The sequence below is a fragment of the Paraburkholderia sp. J63 genome (genome assembly GCF_905220245.1).
GTDB lineage: Bacteria > Pseudomonadota > Gammaproteobacteria > Burkholderiales > Burkholderiaceae > Paraburkholderia.
Genome location: NZ_CAJMZF010000033.1, coordinates 37,420 through 57,980 on the forward strand (window position 1 = coordinate 37,420; position 20,561 = coordinate 57,980).

General features: G+C 65.2%; 15 protein-coding genes, 1 tRNA gene and 1 pseudogene. 9 read left to right on the top strand and 8 right to left on the bottom strand.

Features of this window, described 5'->3' with window-relative positions; genetic code table 11:
* Positions 1–218: 218 nt before the first annotated feature.
* Positions 219–911, bottom strand: coding sequence for a DJ-1/PfpI family protein (locus U5775_RS27965; RefSeq protein ID WP_322061349.1), 693 nt, complete (start codon positions 909–911; stop codon positions 219–221).
* A gap of 640 nt (positions 912–1,551) precedes the next feature.
* Between U5775_RS27965 and U5775_RS27970 the strand changes: the two genes are divergently transcribed.
* On the top strand, positions 1,552–2,001 hold the full coding sequence (locus U5775_RS27970) for an HU family DNA-binding protein (RefSeq protein ID WP_322061350.1): 450 nt from the start codon (positions 1,552–1,554) through the stop codon (positions 1,999–2,001).
* Between the two features lie 253 nt (positions 2,002–2,254).
* Positions 2,255–3,154 carry a LysR substrate-binding domain-containing protein gene (locus U5775_RS27975; RefSeq protein ID WP_322061351.1) on the top strand — a complete coding sequence of 300 codons (900 nt, stop codon included), beginning with the start codon at positions 2,255–2,257 and terminating at the stop codon, positions 3,152–3,154.
* 300 nt (positions 3,155–3,454) lie between these two features.
* Here U5775_RS27975 and U5775_RS27980 read toward each other — a convergent pair whose 3' ends face one another.
* A complete protein-coding gene (locus tag U5775_RS27980) occupies positions 3,455–4,621 on the bottom strand; it encodes a porin (protein ID WP_322061352.1) in 1,167 nt (388 codons plus the stop codon).
* A gap of 362 nt (positions 4,622–4,983) precedes the next feature.
* Positions 4,984–6,456, bottom strand: coding sequence for a YihY/virulence factor BrkB family protein (locus tag U5775_RS27985; protein ID WP_322061353.1), 1,473 nt, complete (start codon positions 6,454–6,456; stop codon positions 4,984–4,986).
* A 270-nt stretch (positions 6,457–6,726) separates the two neighbouring features.
* Here U5775_RS27985 and fdnG point away from each other — a divergent pair, with 270 nt between their 5' ends.
* The 7 genes from fdnG to U5775_RS28020 all read left to right on the top strand — a co-directional run bounded on the left by fdnG (position 6,727) and on the right by U5775_RS28020 (position 16,060).
* Positions 6,727–9,798, top strand: a complete 3,072-nt coding sequence (gene fdnG / locus U5775_RS27990; protein ID WP_322061354.1) for a formate dehydrogenase-N subunit alpha — start codon at positions 6,727–6,729, stop codon at positions 9,796–9,798.
* A 10-nt stretch (positions 9,799–9,808) separates the two neighbouring features.
* The gene (gene fdxH, locus U5775_RS27995; RefSeq protein WP_322061355.1) at positions 9,809–10,744 is read left to right on the top strand and encodes a formate dehydrogenase subunit beta; all 936 of its coding nucleotides are present in this window, start codon (positions 9,809–9,811) and stop codon (positions 10,742–10,744) included.
* Positions 10,731–11,417, top strand: a complete 687-nt coding sequence (locus U5775_RS28000; RefSeq protein WP_322061356.1) for a formate dehydrogenase subunit gamma — start codon at positions 10,731–10,733, stop codon at positions 11,415–11,417. Before fdxH ends, U5775_RS28000 begins: the two co-directional genes overlap by 14 nt.
* A 102-nt stretch (positions 11,418–11,519) precedes the next feature.
* Positions 11,520–12,452, top strand: coding sequence for a formate dehydrogenase accessory protein FdhE (gene fdhE / locus U5775_RS28005; RefSeq protein ID WP_322061357.1), 933 nt, complete (start codon positions 11,520–11,522; stop codon positions 12,450–12,452).
* Positions 12,453–12,571: 119 nt separating this feature from the next.
* Positions 12,572–13,975, top strand: coding sequence for an L-seryl-tRNA(Sec) selenium transferase (selA, locus tag U5775_RS28010; protein WP_322061387.1), 1,404 nt, complete (start codon positions 12,572–12,574; stop codon positions 13,973–13,975).
* On the top strand, positions 13,972–15,900 hold the full coding sequence (gene selB / locus U5775_RS28015) for a selenocysteine-specific translation elongation factor (RefSeq protein ID WP_322061358.1): 1,929 nt from the start codon (positions 13,972–13,974) through the stop codon (positions 15,898–15,900). Before selA ends, selB begins: the two co-directional genes overlap by 4 nt.
* Before the next feature lie 64 nt (positions 15,901–15,964).
* Positions 15,965–16,060, top strand: a tRNA-Sec gene (locus U5775_RS28020).
* A 25-nt stretch (positions 16,061–16,085) separates the two neighbouring features.
* On the opposite strand, the gene U5775_RS28025 is transcribed toward U5775_RS28020, so the two are convergent.
* From U5775_RS28025 to U5775_RS28045, 5 genes and pseudogenes are all read right to left on the bottom strand, one after another.
* The gene (locus U5775_RS28025) at positions 16,086–17,519 is read right to left on the bottom strand and encodes an MFS transporter (RefSeq protein WP_415913672.1); all 1,434 of its coding nucleotides are present in this window, start codon (positions 17,517–17,519) and stop codon (positions 16,086–16,088) included.
* A gap of 115 nt (positions 17,520–17,634) precedes the next feature.
* The gene (locus U5775_RS28030) at positions 17,635–17,901 is read right to left on the bottom strand and encodes a hypothetical protein (protein ID WP_322061359.1); all 267 of its coding nucleotides are present in this window, start codon (positions 17,899–17,901) and stop codon (positions 17,635–17,637) included.
* A gap of 204 nt (positions 17,902–18,105) precedes the next feature.
* Positions 18,106–18,696 carry a dimethylsulfonioproprionate lyase family protein gene (locus U5775_RS28035; protein WP_322061360.1) on the bottom strand — a complete coding sequence of 197 codons (591 nt, stop codon included), beginning with the start codon at positions 18,694–18,696 and terminating at the stop codon, positions 18,106–18,108.
* A gap of 115 nt (positions 18,697–18,811) precedes the next feature.
* The gene (locus U5775_RS28040) at positions 18,812–19,741 is read right to left on the bottom strand and encodes a DMT family transporter (RefSeq protein WP_322061361.1); all 930 of its coding nucleotides are present in this window, start codon (positions 19,739–19,741) and stop codon (positions 18,812–18,814) included.
* Between the two features lie 385 nt (positions 19,742–20,126).
* A pseudogene (locus U5775_RS28045) lies at positions 20,127–20,316 on the bottom strand (formaldehyde dehydrogenase, glutathione-independent); the annotation flags it as partial.
* Positions 20,317–20,561: the final 245 nt, after the last annotated feature.

Below are 20,561 nucleotides of genomic sequence, written 5' to 3' on the forward strand. Positions count from 1 at the left end.
GGACTGCGAGAAGCGGCGGCGCGGGATGCCGCGCCGTCACCGGGAACGCCGCGTCGAACGGCTGCCCGGGAATCAATGTATACGATCCTTGCAATCGAGGGTAGCAAGTGTGGACCCTGGCTCTCGCGGCGCTGCAGAGACAGCCGCCGATGCCGATGCACGGCGCCGCGCGGCGATGGCGGCGCCGTGCCGCCATCAGGCGTGATCGCGAGCGACGATCACGCGGATGGCTGCGTATGTTTCGCCGCCACGCGCTCGACAATGCGCGTGCGCTGCGCGAGCGTCGCCGCGTTTTGCGCGCGCACGAGTTCCACCACGGCAGGCGGCGCGCTTTCGGGGCGGCCCGCATCGAACGGGGGCGCCGGTGCATATTCGAGTTCGAGCTGGAGCGCCTGGGCCGCTTCCACGCCGATCAGCTCAGCGGCGAGCGTGAGCGCGAAGTCGATGCCCGCCGTGATGCCGCCGCCCGTGATGAGGTTGCCGTCGCGCACCACGCGCTCCTTGACCGCGATCGCGCCGAACGGTTCGAGCAGCGCATGAAAGGCCCAGTGCGTGGTGGCGCGGCGTCCACGCAGGAGACCCGCGGCGCCGAGCACGAGCGAGCCGGTGCAGACGGACGTGACGTAGCGCGCGTCGCGCGCCTGGTGGCGCAGGAAGGCGAGCGTGATGTCGTCTTCGAGCAGCGCGGCCACGCCGGCGCCGCCCGGCACGCAGATCACGTCGAGCGGCGCGCAGTCGTCGAAGATGGTATCGGGCGTGAGCAGCATGCCGGTAGCCGACATGACGGGCTCGCGTGTTTTCCAGACGAGCCGCACCTGGGTGTCCGGCATGGCCGCGAGCACGTCGTAAGGTCCGCAGAGGTCGAGCGGCTGCACACCGGGGAAAAGCAGAAATCCGATCTTGAACGCCATGGAGGATGCCTCGCAATAAAGGTGGAGAAAGACGGTGGAGAAAGACGCGCGCCGTGCCGGCGACGGCGCGCTCATCGTCACTCTACGAGCGCATGCGTGCGCAGGAGCGCCAAAAAGCACGCAAATGCTGCCAGCCGCGCCGCGCGAGCGTGCACACCGATGCCCCTTGCCCGAGCGTGACGCCGCGTCGTGAAGCGTGTGCTGAACGACGCGCCTGGCTAGCGATATGCTGATTCGCGCGCTGCACGGTGCGCATCGATTCGCACTGAACTCACGCGGAATTCGCGAGGAACGATGCGTTCGAACGCGTGTCGATGCCGGTATCGAGATGCGCGACGCGGCGCTCGAAGGCGCCGTTGCAGCATCGCTGTCGCACGAAAACGCCATACGTGCGGCGTTTTCGCCGCATCGCGCACGCGTCGCGCTGGCGCAGGCAGCAAGCGTGCGGGTCCCACCGGAGCACGTTTACCCCTGTAAACAGGTATCGAAATGCGTTCGGCAGTCAGCGCCGCGCAACAAATTTGCATCTGCGATGCAAAAGAGTCACGCAAAACGCTTGCACGCTTGTAGAATCCGCCGTTGAAGCATCTGCATTCCGCTGTGCTTCGTCGATTCACTGACCAACACTGGTAGGAGAAACATGCCGACTTCCGCAAAGAAAGTGGCCGCAAAAAAGGCAGCTGCCCCGGCCAAGAAGGTTGCCGCAAAGAAAGCGCCCGCCACCAAGACGGCCGCAGCTAAGAAGGTCGCCGTGAAGGCGTCCGGCGCACCGTCGCCGATCAAGGACACCTTCACGAAGGCCTCGCTGGCTGCTCACGTCGCTGAGCGTGCTGGCGTCGAGCCGAAGGCCACGAAGGCCGTGCTCGCCGCGCTGGAAGACACGATCCTGGGTTCAGTCCACAAGAAGGGCGCCGGCGAATTCACGCTGTCGGGTCTTCTGAAGATCGTCGTCCAGGCCGTCCCGGCGAAGAAAAAGCGCTTCGGCAAGGACCCGTTCACGGGTGAAGAGCGCTGGTTCCCGGCCAAGCCGGCATCGGTGCGCATCAAGGCGCGCGCGCTCAAGAAGCTCAAGGACGCAGCAGCGGCCTAAACGCTTCACGCCGCGGGCCCTTGTGGCCGCGGCACGCGTCAGTACCCAAAGAATCCCCGTTGGCTTCGCAGCCCACGGGGATTTTTATTTGCATACGAAAAAAGTGATGCGTCAAATCACGTGTGAAGTATGTCTCGGTATTATGGATGGATGTCGGATAAGATGTTGCTAACTATGTGTGACATTTAACGATCCCAATCTTGCCCACCGATGCTTCGAAGGCCTCATGGCGAAAGAAGCATGCGCCCATGTTATGCCCGCTTCCGAGTTCAGTATCCGCCAGGTTGAAGCGTTTCGCGCCTTGATGCAATGGCGCACCGTCACGCGCGCCGCGCTCGCGCTCGGCGTTTCGCAACCGGCGGTCAGCCGCCTGCTCGCCGACTTCGAGGCCAGCGTGGGCTTCGCATTGTTCGAGCGCGCGCGCGGCCGGCTGCTGCCGACAAGCGAGGCCCACGCGCTTCACACGGAAGTCGAGCGAGCGTTCAGCGGACTGGAGCGGGTCGTGCAGGCTGCCGCGCAGATTCGCGAGCAACGCCGCGGCGTGCTGTGCGTGGCCGGCGTGCCCGAGCTCGGCCCCGACTTTCTGCCGCGCGTGACGGCGGCGTTCGTGCAGGAGCACCAGGGCGTGGACGTGACGCTGCTCACGCTCGAGCCCGCTCTCGCGCTCGAACGCGTGGCGGCGCAGCGCTGCGATCTGGCGTTCGTCGGCGAGGAAACGGCGCCGCGTGCCGTGCGGCTAGAGCGTCTCGGGCAATGGCCGATGCGCTGCATCGTGCCGCGCGGACATCGCCTCGCACGCAAGCGCGCCATCAGCGCCGCCGATTGCGAAGGCGAACCCTTCGTTTCCTGGGCGGCGGGAACCCACGCACGCGTGCGCATCGACCGGATGTTCTCCGAGTGCGGCGTCACGCGTCTGGCAGGCGTGGAGGCGGACCTCGCGCAGGCGCTGGTGACGCTGGTGGAGGCGGGGGTGGGTATCGCGCTCGTCGACCCGCTCACGGCGGCGGGGGCAAGCGCACGCGTGGTGGTGAAGCGCTTCGTGCCGGCGCTGGAGGTGCCGCTCCATGCGGCGCGATACGCGGAGCGCGAAGCGGCGCCGCTGGCGGAGGCTTTTCTGCGTCACGCGGAGGCGGCGCTCGGCAGGTTGCGCTGAAGGCGCCAGGAGAGCTGAGAAGGCTGAGAAAGCGAGGGAAGCAGAGGAAGCAGGAAGCTGAAGAAGCGATGGCACAAGTGCGGGCACTGGGCACCGCACAAGAGCGCCAGGCACGCGCCGCACGACAGGCCAACCATCAAACTCGCCGCAAGACCCGCCAGGTTCCACCCATTGCGCACCCCATCGTGCCGCCCATGAAAAAGCCAGCCTTGGCTTGCACCGAAGGCTGGCTTGTGTAGCGTGCAGCTTTTAGCTGCGTGGTCTCGTCGCCTAGCCGGGCGTGAGCCCGGCTCATGCCGATCAGAACTTGTGGCGGATGCCCAGGCTGACCATTTCCTGCGAGCTCGAGGCCGAGTTGTAGCCGTACGAGCCGATCGATGCGCCGGCGCTCACGCCCGGTTGACCCGGCTGCGTGCCGTTGGCGTGCTGGTAAGCCGCAACTGCGTACAGGTCCGTGCGCTTCGACAGGTTGTAGTCCGCGCCGAGCGAAACCTGGTTGTAGGTGCTCGACGTGTCGCCTGCGCCGTGCGTCCAGACATAGCCGAGGCCGAGCAGCAGGGCCGGGTTCAACTGATAGCCGAGGAAGCCGCCAGCAACGTTGTAACGCTCGGTCGACTGGAATGCCGAGTAGCCGTCCGGCTTGAACTGCACGTTGGCGTAACGCACGCCGATCGTGAACGGACCTGCCACGTACTGAGCCGCGATCGAAGCATTGCCGATCGACTTGGCCGAAGCGAAGGCCGTGTTGATCTGGCCGTCGAACACTGCACCCGACGTGGCGCTCCCTGCCCAGCCGCCGTCGCGGGCTGCCGGGTTCGACGCGTTGTCCATGCGGAAGTAGCCAGCCGCAATGTTGAACGAACCGATGCCGTACGTAGCCGCTGCGCCCCAGCTTTGGCCCGAGCCCGTCGCGCCAGCGACGCCGCCCAGTGCGTACATGCCTTCGAACTGGAAGCCGTCGATAACCGGCGACGTGTACTTGACGCCGCTGTTGGTACGCGAGCTGTTGTCGTTGTTATCGACGTCACCCGGCGTAGCGAACGTGCTGCCGAAATAGTTGTCGCCAGTCAGCGGCTGGATCATGTCGACGAGCGGGTCGTACTGGCGGCCCAGCGTGACCGTACCGAATTGCTCGTGCGTCAGGCCGACCAGGGCTTGACGGCCGAACATCAGGCCGCCCTGACCGAGCTTGCCGCTGTTGACGTCAAAGCCGTTTTCCAACTGGAAAATCGCCTTCAGGCCGCCACCGAGATCTTCCGTGCCCTTCAGGCCGAAACGATCACCCGAGATGTTGCCTGCGTAGAGGCCGATCAGGTTCTTGTTGTTGCCGGCTGCGTCCTGGGTGTTGTGCACCCACTGGATCGATTCATCGATCACGCCGTACAGGGTCACGCTGCTCTGCGCGTGGGCTGCGCCCGAAGCGGCCAGCAGGGCCAGCGAGAGGGTCGAGAGTGCGATTCGTTTCATCCAGTTTTCTCCACGCAGATGTTGTTTAGTTGTTGCTTGATTTGGTTGATGCTGTTGCGGAAAGGAGAATAACGCAGCGGTGCAATTCCACTGAACTGAAAAAAAAAGGACTGTCGCAAAAAGCTGACACCTGCGGAGAAAGCCTTGAAATACGGGCGCTTAGACGATTCTTCCAAATCTCGAAAAGGAACATTGTTGACGCTGCATTATTGTCGTTTTCGATGCAAGTCGCGAAACGTGCAACCTCATGCGGGGTTGTATACGGGTAAACGTGGCGCAACCAAGGGTGAACCCTGGTTGTGCCATGGCTGAAGCCTGATCGAGTGCCGGCGAGAGCCCGCGGGGGCGGGCCTGAAAGGGGTTTAGCGCGGGTCCTGCGTATTGTGCTTGTCGCGTGTGTCGGCTTGGCGACGGGCCGCCGCTGCGGTCATCGCGAGCGCGGCGCTGGCGGCGAACACCACCGAGCGCCACGGGTGGCGCTTGACGTAGCGGTCGGCGGCGGCCACCGTGCGGCCCGCGCGCACGAGCGTGGACGCGGCCGCATAGGTGGCGCTTTTCTCCATATTGACGACCGAGCGGCGGATTTTCAGGCCTGCGGCGCTGGACCGCGCGAAGGCGCCGCCCTCGGCGCGCGCCTGGCCCACGCCGTGGACCGGCGCTGCGGCGGCGCTTGCGCCATCATCGGCGGAATCTCGGGCGGTGCCGGCCGCGATGGCCGCGGCGTAGGGCGGCGGCGCGCCGTTGCTCACGGTGTGCCGCCGTCTCGCGGCGGCGTCCGTGCCTCCGGCGGTGTTTCCTGCGGTGCTTCCCGTGGTGTTTCCCGCAGTGTTTCCATCAGGAACCGCGCGTGCCGCCTGCGTCCCCGCCGCGGCATCACGCACCGGCGCGATCGTGGACGCGGCCAGCACCGAGGCGAGTTTCGCGCGGCTGCCCGGCGGCGTTTCCTTCAGGAAAGCCCATGCCCCGCGCGGATCGTGCAGGCGCGCGCGCGCCGCCGAAAATTCCGCGCCGAGCAGCAGCACCGCCGCCGAGAAGTACAGCCACATCAGCAGCACGGCGAGCGAGCCCGCGGCGCCGAACGTCGTGGCCATGCCCGCATGCGCGAGGTAGAGCGCGAAAAGTTTCTTGCCCACCGAAAACAGCACCGCCGCGACGACGCCGCCCACCAGGGCGTCGCGCCAGTGCACCACGGCGTCGGGCAGGAAGCGCAGCAGCGCGGCGAACGCCACCGCAAGCACGAGCAGTCCGACCGCGAGTTGCACGATGTTTCCGATAATCAAATAAGTGGATTCGCCCCAGATCCACTGCCCGACGAAGGTGATGGCGGCATCGAGCACGAGCGAGACGATCAGCAGGAACGCCACGCCGAGCACGAGGCCGAACGAGATCAGCCGCACGCGCACGAGCGCGAACACCGAGGAGGCGCGCGGGCCGTCGGGCGGCCAGACGATATTGAGCGCGGAATTGAGCGACGAAAACGTTGCGGACGCCCCCACCGCGAGCATCGCGAGCGAAATCACGGCGGCCACGCCGCCCGCGCCGCCCGCGCGGTGCGCGTTTTGCACGATGGTCGTGATGCCGGCGGCGGCGTCGTTGCCGAGCACGTTGTGCACCTGGCGAAAGAGCTCGCCGCGCGCTGCGTCGGCGCCGAAGAACCAGCCGGCCACCGCGATCACCATCACGAGCGTGGGCGCGAGCGAAAACGCCGAATAGAACGCGATGCTCGCGGCCAGCGACGGGCAGCGGTCGGAGATGAACTGCCGGCACGCGTAGACGACCCAGGAGGCTTCCTTGCGGGCGGCGGATTCGAGTCGTTCCGATGAAGTGGTTGCCATGTTGTGCGTCCTGCGTTCCGGCGTGGGTTTTTCACAGTGCCGGCACATTGTCCGGCGCGCGTGGAACGACCGCGTCGGGCCTCATTCGGTTCGTTCGATCTCGTTCGACTTCATCTGAATATATAGCAAGCCCGATACCCGCGCCCCTCGGCCAGCCACGGCGAGGCCTTACAGGAAGCACTCGATCGCGCGCCCGGACAGCTCGCGTGATCCGTCGCCCAAAACGTCTTATACTGAAAAAACCCACAATCACAAAGCCGAGGACGCATCATGCTGCAGATGTCCCGGCGTCAGTTCCTCAAGGTCACGGCAACGTCGCTGGCGGGTTCCAGCCTTGCGTTGATGGGTTTCGCACCCGACAACGCGCTTGCCGAGGTCCGACAATACAAACTGGCGCGCACCACTGAAACCCGCAACACCTGCCCGTATTGCTCGGTGGGCTGCGGGATCCTCATGTACGGTCTCGGCGACGGCGCGAAAAACGCCACCGCGAGCATCATCCATATCGAGGGCGATCCCGATCACCCGGTCAATCGGGGCACGCTGTGCCCGAAGGGCGCGAGTCTGATCGACTTCATTCACAGTCCGCAGCGGCTCAAGTATCCCGAGTACCGGGCGGCGGGCTCGAACGAATGGAAGCGCATCTCGTGGGACGAGGCGCTCGACCGCGTCGCGAAGCTGCTGAAAGCGGACCGCGACGCGAACTTCGTCGAGCAGACCGCGGACGGCAAGACCGTCAACCGCTGGTTGACCACCGGCATGCTGGCCGCCTCGGCGGGCAGCAACGAAGTCGGTTACCTCACGCATAAAGTGGCCCGTTCGATGGGCCTGCTCGCATTCGACAACCAGGCGCGTGTCTGACACGGCCCGACGGTGGCAGGTCTTGCCCCGACGTTTGGCCGTGGTGCGATGACGAACCATTGGGTCGACATTCGCAATGCGGACGTGATTCTGGTGATGGGCGGCAATGCGGCCGAGGCGCACCCGTGCGGCTTCAAGTGGGTCACGGAGGCCAAGGCGCACCGCAAGGCGCGGCTCATCGTGGTGGACCCGCGCTTCACGCGCACGGCATCGGTGGCGGACTTCTACGCGCCGATCCGCACCGGCACGGACATCGCGTTCCTGGGCGGCGTGATCAACTGGCTGCTCACGAACGACAAGATCCAGCACGAGTACGTGAAGAATTACACGGACTTCCCGTTCATCGTGCGCGACGACTTCGCGTTCAACGACGGCATCTACTCGGGCTACGACGCGCAAAAGCACGCGTATCCGGACAAGACGTCGTGGAACTACGAGATCGGCGACGACGGCTTCGTGAAGACCGACGACACGCTGCAGAACCCGCGCTGCGTCTACAACCTGCTCAAGCAGCATTACTCGCGCTATACGCCCGAGATGGTGGAGAAGGTCTGCGGCACGCCGAAGGAAAAATTCCTCAAGGTGTGCGAAATGCTGGCGACCACGGCCGTGCCGGGCCGCGCGGGCACCATCATGTACGCGCTCGGCTGGACCCATCACTCGATCGGCTCGCAGATGATCCGCACGGGCGCGATGGTGCAATTGCTGCTCGGCAACATCGGCATCGCGGGCGGCGGCATGAACGCGCTGCGCGGCCACTCGAACATCCAGGGGCTCACCGACCTCGGGCTGATGTCGAATCTGCTCACCGGCTACATGACGCTGCCGAGCGAGGCCGAGCAGGACTACAACGACTACATCAAGAAGCGCGCGCTGGAGCCGCTGCGGCCGAACCAGCTCAGCTACTGGCAGCACTACAACGCGTTCTTCGTGAGCTTCATGAAGTCGTGGTGGGGCGACGCGGCCACGAAGGAGAACAACTGGGGCTACGACTGGCTGCCGAAGCTCGACAAGCCCTACGACCTGTTGCAGACCATCGAGCTGATGAATCAGGGCAAGGTCAACGGCTATATCTGCCAGGGTTTCAACGTGATCGCGTCCGCGCCCGACAAGGCGAAGACGCTTTCGGCGCTCGGCAAGCTCAAGTGGCTCGTGATCATGGACCCGCTCGCCACCGAAACATCGGAGTTCTGGCAGAAGCACGGCGACTATAACGATGTCGATCCCGGCTCGATCCAGACCGAGGTGTTCCGCCTGCCCACGACGTGCTTCGCCGAAGAAAACGGCTCGCTCGTGAGTTCGAGCCGCGTGCTCCAGTGGCACTGGAAGGGCGCCGAGCCGCCGGGCGAGGCGAAGAGCGATCTCGAGATCATGTCGGGGCTGTTCCTGCGCATTCGCGCGGCGTATCAGAAGGACGGCGGCAAGCTGCCCGATCCGATCGTCAAGCTCGACTGGCCGTACTCGGACCCGGCGAGCCCCACGCCCGAAGAGCTCGCGATGGAGTACAACGGTCGCGCGCTCGCCGATCAGACCGATGCGAAGGATCCCACCAGGGTGCTCGTGAAGAAGGGCGAGCAGCTCTCGGGTTTTGCGCAGCTCAAGGACGACGGCAGTACCGCGAGCGGCTGCTGGATCTTCTGCGGCGCGTGGACCCAGGCGGGCAACCAGATGGGCCGGCGCGACAACTCGGACCCCACCGGCATCGGCCAGACGCTCAACTGGGCCTGGGCCTGGCCCGCGAACCGCCGCGTGCTCTACAACCGGGCCTCGTGCGATACGGCGGGCAAGCCGTTCGATCCCACGCGCAAGCTGATCGGCTGGAGCGGCAGCGCGTGGACCGGCGCGGACGTGCCCGACTACAAGGTCGACGAATCGCCCGATCTGAACATGGGGCCGTTCATCATGAACCCCGAAGGCGTCGCGCGTTTCTTCGCCCGCGACGGCATGAACGAAGGGCCATTTCCCGAGCACTACGAACCATTCGAGAACCCGCTCGGCTATAACCCGTTCCATCCCAGCAACCCGCAGGCCACGAGCAACCCCGCGGCGCGCGTGTTCCCGGACGACCGCAAGACGTTCGGGACGGCGCAATCGTTCCCGCACGTCGCCACCACGTATCGCCTTACCGAGCACTTCCACTTCTGGACCAAGCACGCGCGGCTGAACGCCATCATCCAGCCGCAACAGTTCGTCGAGATCGGCGAGGAGCTCGCGAAGGAGGTGGGCGTGGCCGATGGCGCACGCGTGAAGGTGTCGAGCAATCGCGGCTACCTGATCGCGGTGGCCGTGGTCACCAAGCGCATCAAGCCTCTGACGATCGAGGGCAAGACCGTGCACACGGTGGGCGTGCCGCTGCATTGGGGCTTCACGGGACTGACGAAACCCGGCTATCTGACGAATACGCTCACGCCGCCCGTCGGCGACGGCAATTCGCAGACGCCCGAGTTCAAGTCCTTTCTCGTGAAAGTGGAAAAGGCGTAAGGGGGACGACATGGCATTGCAATCGCTCGATATCAAGCGCCAGTCGGCCACCACGACGCCGCCGCCCGGCGTGCGCGAGCCGGTCACGGGCACGGTCGCGAAGCTCATCGACGTCACGAAGTGCATCGGCTGCAAGGCGTGTCAGACCGCCTGCATGGAGTGGAACGATCTGCGCGACGAGGTGGGCGTGAACCATGGGGTGTACGACAACCCCATGGACCTCACCGAGCATTCGTGGACGGTGATGCGCTTTACGGAGTACGAAAATCCGGACGGCAACCTCGAATGGCTGATCCGCAAGGACGGCTGCATGCATTGCGAGGACCCGGGCTGCCTCAAGGCGTGCCCGTCGCCGGGCGCGATCGTGCAGTACACGAACGGCATCGTGGATTTTCACGAGGAAAACTGCATCGGCTGCGGCTACTGCATTACCGGCTGCCCGTTCAATATTCCGCGCCTTTCGAAGAAGGAGCATCGCGTCTACAAGTGCACGCTCTGCTCGGACCGCGTGGCCGTGGGGCAGGAGCCCGCCTGCGTGAAGACCTGCCCGACCGGCGCGATCGTGTTCGGCACCAAGGAAGACATGAAGCAGCACGCGGCCGAGCGGATCGCCGATCTCAACGAGCGCGGCTTCGACAAGGCCGGGCTCTACGATCCGCCGGGCGTGGGCGGCACGCACGTGATGTACGTGCTGCATCATGCGGATCAGCCCTCGCTGTATCACGGCCTGCCCGACAACCCGCGCATCAGTCCGTTCGTGCGGCTCTGGAAGGGCGTGGCCAAGCCACTCGCGCTCGCGGGCATCGCGCTCGCGGCGGTGGCCGGCTTCTTCCACTACACGCGGGTGGGGCCGAACGAAGTGAGCGAAGAGGACGAACAGGCCGCGCGCGACGAGGCGCGGCGCATCCGTGGCGAACCCGAGGAGCGCGACGATGAACAACGATGAACCGCAACCGACTCAGCCGCGTTCAATTGAGCCGCATTTAATCCAGCCGCATTTAATCCAGCCGCATTTAATCCAGCGCTACACGGCCAACGAGCGCAGCAATCACTGGATTACCGCGATCACTTTCGTGCTGCTCGCGCTCTCCGGCCTCGCGATGTTTCATCCGGCCATGTTCTGGCTTTCCGCGCTGTTCGGCGGCGGGCAATGGACGCGCATCCTGCATCCGTTCATCGGCGTGGTGATGTTCGTCTCGTTCATGGTGCTCGCGCTGCGTTTCTGGCATCACAACTATCTGGATTCGGCCGACGTGCAATGGCTCAAGCAGATGGACGACGTGCTCAATAATCGCGAGGACAAGCTGCCCGAAATCGGCAAATACAATGCGGGACAGAAGCTGCTATTCTTCGTGATGGTGGTTTGCCTTGTGCTGCTGCTGCTGAGCGGCATCGTGATCTGGCGGCGCTATTTCTCGTTCTACTTTCCCGTCACGCTGATCCGCGTGGCGTCCGTCGTGCATGCGGCCACGGCATTCGTGCTGATCGTGGGCATCGTCGTGCATATCTACGCGGCGTTGTGGGTGAAGGGCTCGATTCGCGCGATGACGCGCGGCTACGTCACCTGGGGATGGGCGAGAAAGCATCATCCACGCTGGTTCCGCGAGAGCATCAAGTAGCGGCGCATGCGGCCTGGCACGAGCCGCCCGGGCATGCCGGCAAGCCGCCCGCCCGCAAGGGCGCGGCGGCTTTCTGTTATTGGAGAATGGAGACGATACGCCGTGACGCAACGCATTCTCGATCCTGAGCAGATTCGGGTCCAGGATCCCTCCGCGATTCCACGCATCCGTCTGCCCGAGCGCGCGGCGCATTTCCGTGAGCGCGCCGCGCGTCTGCGCAAGCTGGCGGACCACAATCCCATCGGCGGCTACGTGCGCCTCATGGCGGCGCTCGTGGACGCGCAGCAGCACGCGCTGGAGCAGCTCGAAGCGCAGATGCCGCCTGACGAAGCCATCGCCCACGCGCAGCGCCATTCGATGCCGATCCTGCCCGCGCTCGGCGGCGAGCGCGACCCGCAATGGCGCGCGGTGTTGCGCCGCCTCGCGGACCGCGTGGAGGCGGCGGGCGCGGTCACGCCCGCGCTCGCGAACGTGCTGGACACCTTGCGCGCGATGAGCGACACCGAACTCGACGCGCAAGCCGACGCGCTGCTCGCGCAACGCCACGCGGAAATCGCGCCTGCCACGGCGCCTTTCATCATGGCGGCGCTGCAGGTGGTGTGGACCGATCTTGCGAGCCGCCTGAACGCCCAGGACGTGCCCTATATGGACGCGCCGGGCGTGTGCCCCGTCTGCGGCGTGCCGCCCGTTGCGAGCATCGTGCGCGTGGGCGGCGCATTCCAGGGCTACCGTTACGTGCAATGCAGCCTGTGCGGCACCGAGAATCACGTCGTGCGCGTGAAGTGCACGAACTGCGATTCGACCAAGGGCATCGCATATCACGGTATCGAAGGCGGCAATCCGGCCTTGAAAGCGGAATCGTGCGACGAATGCCATACCTATCGCAAGATCGGCTATCAGGAGAAGGATTTCGACTTCGAGCCGCTCGCCGACGACCTCGCGAGCCTCACGCTCGATCTGCTGATGAGCGAGGCCGGTTATCGGCGCGCGAGTGCGAATCCACTGCTTTATCCCGAGGCGCCGGCCGAATCATGACGCGCACGAGCGAGACGAGCGAAGCCGCGCGCGAGAGGGAAGGTGAGCATAGTCAGCACGATAACCACGCGAGGGCCGGCCAGAACGCCGGGCACGCGCTGAACGCGCTGCTTGCGCAGATGCCGGCCGTGGAGCGCGTGATCGCCTCGCCCGAGGCACAGCCGCTGATTGCGGAGCATGGGCGCACGCAGGTGCTCGCGGCCATCCGCGCGACGCTCGACGGCTGGCGGCGCGACGCGCAGGCGGGCACGCTGGCGCCGGACGCGGACGGCGCGCCAACGCCGTTCTCGATCGAGCGGGTGATAGCCGATGCGCACCGCGCGCTTGCCGCGCGCGCACAAAGCGCGTTGCGCGCGGTGTTCAATCTGACTGGCACGGTGCTGCACACGAATCTGGGCCGCGCGCTGCTGCCCGACGTGGCCGTGCGCGCCGTGGTGCAGGCGCTCACGCAGCCCGCGAACCTCGAATTCGATCTGGCCACCGGCAAGCGCGGCGATCGCGACGACCTGATCGATGCGCTCATCTGCGAGCTCACCGGCGCCGAGGCAGCGACGGTCGTGAACAACAACGCCGCGGCGGTGCTGCTCACGCTCTCCGCGCTGGCCGCGCGCAAGGAAGTGATCGTCTCGCGCGGCGAACTGGTGGAAATCGGCGGAGCGTTTCGGATTCCTGACATCATGAGCCGCGCGGGCGCGCGGCTCCGCGAGGTGGGCACGACCAATCGCACCCATCTGAAGGATTACGAAGCCATGATCGGTGCGCGCACGGCGCTGCTGATGAAAGTCCATTGCAGCAACTATGCGATCAGCGGCTTCACGAAGAGCGTCGAGCTCGACGAGCTCGCGCCGCTCGCGCAGCGCCACGGCTTGCCGGTCGCGGTGGACCTCGGCAGCGGCACGCTCGCCGATCTCACGCAGTGGGGCCTGCCCGCCGAGCCCACCGTGCGCGCCACCGTGGAAGCGGGCGCCGACCTCGTGACCTTCAGCGGCGACAAGCTGCTAGGCGGCCCGCAGGCGGGGCTGATCGTCGGGCGCAAGGAGCTGATCGCGAAGATCAAGAAGCATCCGCTCAAGCGTGCGTTGCGCGTCGGCAAGCTCACGCTCGCCGCGCTTGAGCCCGTGCTCAAGCTCTATCAGGCGCCCGAATTTCTGCGCGAGCGCCTGACGACGCTGCGGCTGCTCACGCGTCCCGCGAACGAGATGCACGAAGCGGCCGCGCGCGTGCTGCCCGTGTTGCAGCGCGCGCTTGGCGACGGCTACGCGGCGAGCGTCGAGCCGATGCTGAGCCAGATCGGCAGCGGCGCGTTGCCGGTCGACGTCTTGCCGAGCAGTGGGCTGGTCGTGCGCCATCGGGGCAAGGGCGGCAGCGGCCGCGCGTTGCTCAAACTGGAGCGCGCGTTGCGCGCGCTGCCGCGGCCCGTGATCGGCCGCATTGCCGACGACGCCTTGCGGCTCGACCTGCGCTGCCTCGAAAGCGCCGACGAAGCGGCCTTCGTCGCGCAACTCGCGGAGCTGCGCCTGTGATCGTCGGCACGGCGGGACATATCGATCACGGCAAGACCACGCTCGTGCGCGCGCTCACCGGCGTGGACACTGACCGGCTCAAGGAAGAAAAGGCGCGCGGCATTTCGATCGAGCTTGGCTATGCCTATGCGCCGCTCGCGAATGGCGACGTGCTCGGCTTCATCGACGTGCCCGGACACGAGAAGCTCGTGCATACGATGGCGGCCGGCGCGTGCGGGATCGACTTCGCGCTGCTCGTGATTGCCGCCGACGACGGCGTGATGCCGCAAACGCGCGAACATCTCGCGATCCTGCAACTGCTCGGCGTCACGCAAGGCGCGATTGCGCTCACCAAGGTGGACCGCGTGGATGCCGCGCGCGCGGCCGAAGTGCGCGCGGAAATCGCCGCGTGGCTCGCGCCCACGGCGCTGGCCGGCGCACCGTGCTTCGAAACGCAGGCGACGCAGCCCGGCGACGCCGGTGTCGCGCAACTCGATGGCTGGCTGCGCGAGCGCGCCGTGCACTGGCAGGCGCGCCGCGACGACGGCCTGTTCCGTCTCGCCGTGGACCGCGTCTTCACCTTGACGGGGCAGGGCACGGTCGTGACCGGCACCGTTTTCGCGGGACGGGTGCGAACCGGCGACACCTTGCTGCTCGCGCCCGCGGGCATGCCGGTGCGAGTACGCAGCATCCACGCGCAAAATCGCGCGTCGGAAACGGGGCAAGCGGGACAACGTTGCGCACTCAACCTTTCCGGCATCGAGAAGGACCAGATCGCGCGCGGCGACTGGATCGTCGATGCGCGGCTCGCGCAACCCGCCACGCGTCTGGACGTCGAGCTGAGTCTGCTCGATGACGCGGGCCTCACGCTCCAGCATTGGTCGCCGCTGCACGTGCATCTGGGCACGACGCATCGCGTGGCGAACGTCGCGCTGCTCGAAGGCGATACGCTGGCGGCGGGAGAACGGGCTCGCGTGCAGCTCGTCTTCGATGCGCCGCTGCATGCGATGCCCGGCGACCGCTTCATCGTGCGCAACGCGCAGGCGAGCCGCACGGTGGGTGGCGGCCGCGTGCTCGATCCATTCGGGCCCGCGCGGCGCAGGCGCACGCCCGAGCGCCGTGCGTGGCTCGATGCGCTGCGCGCATGGCTCGACGAAGGCAAGCTCGGCGCGCTGATCGACGAGGCACCGCGCGGTCTCACGCGCGCCACGCTCACGCAGTTGACGGGCTTCGATGCGAGCATGCTCGCGCTGCCCGACGACGCGGTCGTGATCGCGCCGCAAGGACGTGCCACGGAATCCGTCGTGCTCGCGCGCGATCGTTGGCTGCGCCTCGCGGCGCACATCGTCGAGGTGCTCGGCGAATTCCATGCACGCACACCGGACGAGCAGGGCCCGGACGCCGCGCGCCTGCGGCGCATGGCGGCGCCGCTCGTGAGCGACGAGATCTGGCGCGCGGCCGTGGACGCGCTCATCGAAGCCGGACGTATCGCGCGCAGCGGGCCGTGGCTGCATCTGCCCGAGCATGCGGTCTCGCTCGATGCGCGCGAGGAAGCGCTTGCCGCGCGCCTCATGCCGTTGATCGCGCAAGGACGCTACGACCCGCCCTGGGTGCGCGACCTGGCGCGCGAAGCGCGCGAGCCCGAAGAGCAGGTACGCGCGCTGCTGCGCAAGCTTGCGCGCCTCGGCCGGCTCTATCAGATCGTGCGCGACCTGTTCTACGATCGCGACGTGGTTCACGAGCTTGCGCGTCTGGTTGCGCATCTGGCCGAAGCGCCGCAGTCGCAAGCAAGCGGCGTGGGCGCGGCGGCGTTTCGCGATGCCGCGAGACTCGGGCGCAAGCGCGCGATCCAGATTCTGGAGTTCTTCGATCGCGTTGGATATACTCGGTTCCAGCGCGATTTGCATTTATTGAGGCCCGATAGCCGCATGCGCGACTGGCTTTAGCGTGCGACTAGTGTTGAAAATTTCCGCAGTTTTCGCGTGTTTTTCACTGCATCAGCTTCATAACGGAAGGCAATCGTATCGGGTGGTACGGCCAGACTTCAAATCTGGTTGGGGACGTCAGCCGTTCCCGGGATGGTTCGACTCCATCTGCTTTCCGCCAATCCACAGCAGCGTTCGAGACGACATCAAGCGCCTTTCCTCGCGTGCACCATATCGTCGCCGGCATCGGGCGGAAGACGCCGCACAAGCGGAATCGATCCAACCGAAAGCAGACCCGCGACGAGAAACGCCAGGAGAAAATCCGCGGGCTCGATATGCGTGCGCCCGTGCAACGCTCGGGAAAGCTGCAGCACGATCCCGCCGACTGCGACCCCCAAACCGAGCGACACTTGCTGGACGACGCTGCCGAGGCCCGTCGCGCGACCCACATCGGGGCTCGCGATGTCCGCGTAGATAAGCGTATTGAGGCTCGTGAACTGCAGCGCGGAGAAAAATCCGCCAACCAGTACGATCAGCCAGATCACCAACGTCGGGGTCGATGAGCCGAAGATGCCACATGCGGCCGTCGCCACGCCGGATATCGCTGCGTTGTAGATGAGCACCTTGCGAAATCCCAGTCTGCGAAGCGTCACCGACGTGAGCGGACGCATGAAGATGCTGCCAAACGCGGAACCGCACGTGATGAGGCCCGACTGGAACGCCGTCATGCCCAGCCCGACCTGAAGCGAGAGCGGCAGCAGAAACGGCACGGCGCCACATCCGATACGAAACAGCGATCCGCCGAGCACGCTGGCGCGAAACGTCGGCACGTCGAAGAAGCGCAAATCGAGCACGGGCTCTTTCGCGTACCTCGCATACGGCACATAGAGTGCGAGCAGGATCGCGCCCGCGACGAACATTTCCCACGCAGTCGAGTCGGCGACGATTCCGCTGTCGACGAGCGAGAGCCCCAGCAGCACGAACGTCGCACCGAATGCGCACAGTAGCGAACCGGGCCAGTCGAACGCACCGGGATGCGGCTCTTTTGTGTTCGCGATGTAGCGGCCGCTCAGATAGACGCCGGCGACGCCGATCGGCACGTTGATGAAAAACATGAGCCGCCAGTGCAGATAGGTCGCGATAAAGCCGCCCAGCAGCGGCGCGAGAACCGGCCCGACGTACCACGCCATACTCAGATAGTTCATCGCGCGGACGAACTGATGCTTCGGTACGGCCCGCACGACGATGATGCGGCCGACCGGCACCATCAGCGCGCCGCCGACACCCTGCACGAAACGCGCGAACGTGAACATGTGCAGCGATGGCGAGGCGGCGCATATCAGCGACCCGGCGACGAAAATGCCGATGGCGGTCCGGAACACGGCGAGCGCGCTGAAACGATCGGCAAGCCAGCCGCAGATCGGGATGAACACGCCGAGGCTGACCACGTAGCTGATGATGGTGATTTTCAGCGAGACGGGATCGCTGCCGAAGTCCCGCGCCATCGCGGGCAGGGCGGTGACGATGATGTTGGCGTCCACGGCCTCCATGAAGAAGGCGCAGGCAACAATGAGGGTGGAGATGAGGGTGGCAGCTGCTTGCCTGGGACTGCTGCGAGGGTTTGGGCTTGGGCGGCCAATCACGAACGGTGTCTTCCTTGTTGATTTAACCGGCTCGACGACGCTGCGTTCGAAATTCTAACCCTTCATCCGCCCTTTGGGGATCCGCACGTTTGCAACCGGCCGGGCCTTGTTGTCAGCGTGATTTCAATTGCTCGACAACATACTGGCTGACGATCAGGTCCAGGTGCGCTCCGCCGGCATTCTTGTAAGCCGTCCGGTCGCGAGCCGCACGATGGAACGCCGGCATCCGGCACAGATCGAACAGATCGCCTTCGATGTCGCCTTCCCCAATCACGCCCGCCTGCATCGGGATCTGGATGTCGCTCGCTTGGGCCGCGCTCTGGCGGTCGTCGACGAAAATCCGGGCGCCCCGGAACACATCGCAATCGGCCTCCTGCATGTCGGGCCGGGAACGGTGTCGCCCGGAATATGCGGGATGCCGCCGGTCACGACGCGCATGGGGATACCCGAATGGGTCTCCACGGCATGGATGCTTCTCTTGAAACCCATATGCTGATGTCCTCTTTCGTGTTGCCGCCACGGTGCGGCGTAAAGATAAATTCAGGCCGGTTTCTCCGCGCTCATTTCGAATTGAGGGAAGCCTTTAAACGAGCAGACACCACATTGCGACTAGCGGGCGGGCTCCCGATCGCATCGCGTGCACGCTACTGGGCAGGTTGTGCAGGCCGCCGCCGATGCCCGGATCGAACCAGTCTCCATCGCGTTGGCGGAATTCACCAGCGCTTAGCAGTACATAAGCCTCTTCGGGCGGATGGTGATGATCGGGATAGCGCGTGTGTGGCGCGAGCAAGGAGAATCCCAGTTGGACGTCGTAGCGGCTTTCCATGCCGCCGGGGCCGCAAATCATGCCGTGGACGTGGTTTTCGACATAATTGTCGCTGCCATTCAATCCCGACGTTCGCCGTTGCCAGCCGATCGAAGGCGCGAGTGTTTTGATGGCGCGCGCCGCGACACCGAGATCGGACGGCTCGCCAAGAACCGGCTCAAGGGCCGGGTCGAGCAGTTCGCAAGCGGGATACCGTTTGCTGTTGCGCTTGCCATCGTCGGACGGATGATCGAGACGCTCGAACACTTTCACGGCTAACTGGCGTGCGGTATCCGGGAGCGCTGGCGCCTGAAACAGCGTGCGCGCAACGCGGATGAACTGCTCCAGGTCTGCAGGTCGCTGATACATAGAGGCTCCGAAAAACGGGTTGCAATGTCGCGTGCCGTCGCGACGCAAATTTGGGCATGCGCGTTTCGCGCCGGTCACAAAAGACCATGATATGGCCGGATTCAGATGGCCAGATTCAGTCGACGCTCACCGCGCTTTGCATGGGCGCCGCTTCCCTGGGAACCGTGCGTTGCCGACCGATTTCGAGCATACCGATGCTGCCGAGTATCAAAAGCGTCGCCACGATTTCCAGCAGTCCCACCTGCTCGCCGGCGGCCCAGCCGATCAAAAGCGCAATGACGGGCGTGACGTAGACGGCGCCTGAGGCAGCGACGGCGCCCAGCTCCTGCAGGAGGAAGTAGTAGAGGACAAACGCCGTGCCCGTGCCCAGCAGGCCCAGACCGATCACCACGCCCGCCGTGGCGCGCCCGTCCTGCAGTATCTGGCCGATGCCGTGGCGGTCGGTCAGCGCGAACAGCATCAGCAGCGCAAGTCCCGTCTGCCAGGTCACGATGGCCAGAGGAGGGAGCCTGATGGGAGAGAGAAAGCGCCGGACGTAGATATACGAGAGTCCGAAGACGATCGACCCCGCCATCATCCACGCGATGCCCGCGAGGCTGATCGGGTCGTTGCCGCCGAGGGCGGCCCACGGGCGAGCAATGAGCGTAATGCCGACCATGCCCAGCGCCACGCCGGACACCATCAGCGAGTTCATCTTCTCGTTACGCAGAAACAGCGTCGACGCCAGGGAGGTGAAGATGGCGGGCGACCCGCCGAGCACGCCGGCAATACCGGACGGCAGGACCGCCGTGCCCTTCGCCATGGCGAAGTAGGAGAACGCGGTGGCGAGCGCGGCCATCACCGAGAAGTGATGCAGATACCGGACCTGGCCAAACCTCAGTACGCCGTTGCGCCATGCGAGCGCCGCGAGCGGAATGAACCCGAACAGCACCCGCAAAAGCGATATCTGACCTGGGCTGATATACGCAGCCGCCCATTTCATGTAGATGAAATTCGACCCCCAGAACAGGCCGAGGAGAATGAAGGCGGTATAGATGCGTATCAAGGTACGATCCAGACGGTATGGTCAGCCACTACGGGGCGCGCTTGATGCGGTTGCCTCGAATGGCGTGGGGCCAAAGTGTCCGTGGCCCCTTCAGTGCCGCCCATGACGGGCGAATACATGCGCGTTCAGCATATCCGGTGGTATCGGCGCCCGGTCGCGCTTCAGCGTTGTTTATAGATAGCTGAAGCCGTGCTTGCGAAGTGGCGATCCGTCGTTGGGAATGCTAAGCGAGCCAGGGGAAAAAGCGCCGGCCAAGGCCAGCGCAAACTTCTTCGCGAATCGGTGCGGCTGAACGAAGTCAGCGTGACGCTCAGGCGGCTGCTTTAAGGCTGGCGTGCGGATCGATCACAAATTTCCTGGGCACGCCGGAATCGAATTCCGCGTAGCCGACCGGCGCCGTGGTGCGGCCTCGCACCATGTGTTGGTCGGATCCGCAAATGTTCGTGGCCACCTCTCGCAGAATGACGCCGTGGTTGGCCTTGCGGCCGGACGGATCGGAGAGTTCGGGGAAACGCGATATTTTGCACTTCCACTTTTCCAGGGCCTGCGAAAACGACACCGCGATTTCCGGACATGCTGTCTCCTGATTGCTTTCTCGATGAGCGCTGAGTATTGGATCGAGCAGAGCCGGCGTCAACGCGCATTATTTTCACGCTGGCATGACTTCAGGTTATGCGGGAAGTTTTGGGGCGCGACTTGGGCGTGGTGCCGCGGCGTAAAGCGTGGCGTTTTTCTCCCTTGATTAAGCCGCAGTGATGAAAAATATCAACCCGGCTTATGATGTGAGCGCGAACCGGCAATCGATTTACGTTCGTACACG

Excerpts from the sequence above, each read along its gene's own strand:
- U5775_RS27965 (WP_322061349.1), bottom strand. The coding sequence starts at position 911 with ATGGCGTTCAAGATCGGATTTCTGCTTTTCCCCGGTGTGCAGCCGCTC.
- U5775_RS27970 (WP_322061350.1), top strand. The coding sequence starts at position 1,552 with ATGCCGACTTCCGCAAAGAAAGTGGCCGCAAAAAAGGCAGCTGCCCCG.
- U5775_RS27975 (WP_322061351.1), top strand. The coding sequence starts at position 2,255 with ATGCCCGCTTCCGAGTTCAGTATCCGCCAGGTTGAAGCGTTTCGCGCC.
- U5775_RS27980 (WP_322061352.1), bottom strand. The coding sequence starts at position 4,621 with ATGAAACGAATCGCACTCTCGACCCTCTCGCTGGCCCTGCTGGCCGCT.
- U5775_RS27985 (WP_322061353.1), bottom strand. The coding sequence starts at position 6,456 with ATGGCAACCACTTCATCGGAACGACTCGAATCCGCCGCCCGCAAGGAA.
- fdxH (WP_322061355.1), top strand. The coding sequence starts at position 9,809 with ATGGCATTGCAATCGCTCGATATCAAGCGCCAGTCGGCCACCACGACG.
- U5775_RS28000 (WP_322061356.1), top strand. The coding sequence starts at position 10,731 with ATGAACAACGATGAACCGCAACCGACTCAGCCGCGTTCAATTGAGCCG.
- selA (WP_322061387.1), top strand. The coding sequence starts at position 12,572 with ATGCCGGCCGTGGAGCGCGTGATCGCCTCGCCCGAGGCACAGCCGCTG.
- U5775_RS28030 (WP_322061359.1), bottom strand. The coding sequence starts at position 17,901 with ATGCAGGAGGCCGATTGCGATGTGTTCCGGGGCGCCCGGATTTTCGTC.
- U5775_RS28035 (WP_322061360.1), bottom strand. The coding sequence starts at position 18,696 with ATGTATCAGCGACCTGCAGACCTGGAGCAGTTCATCCGCGTTGCGCGC.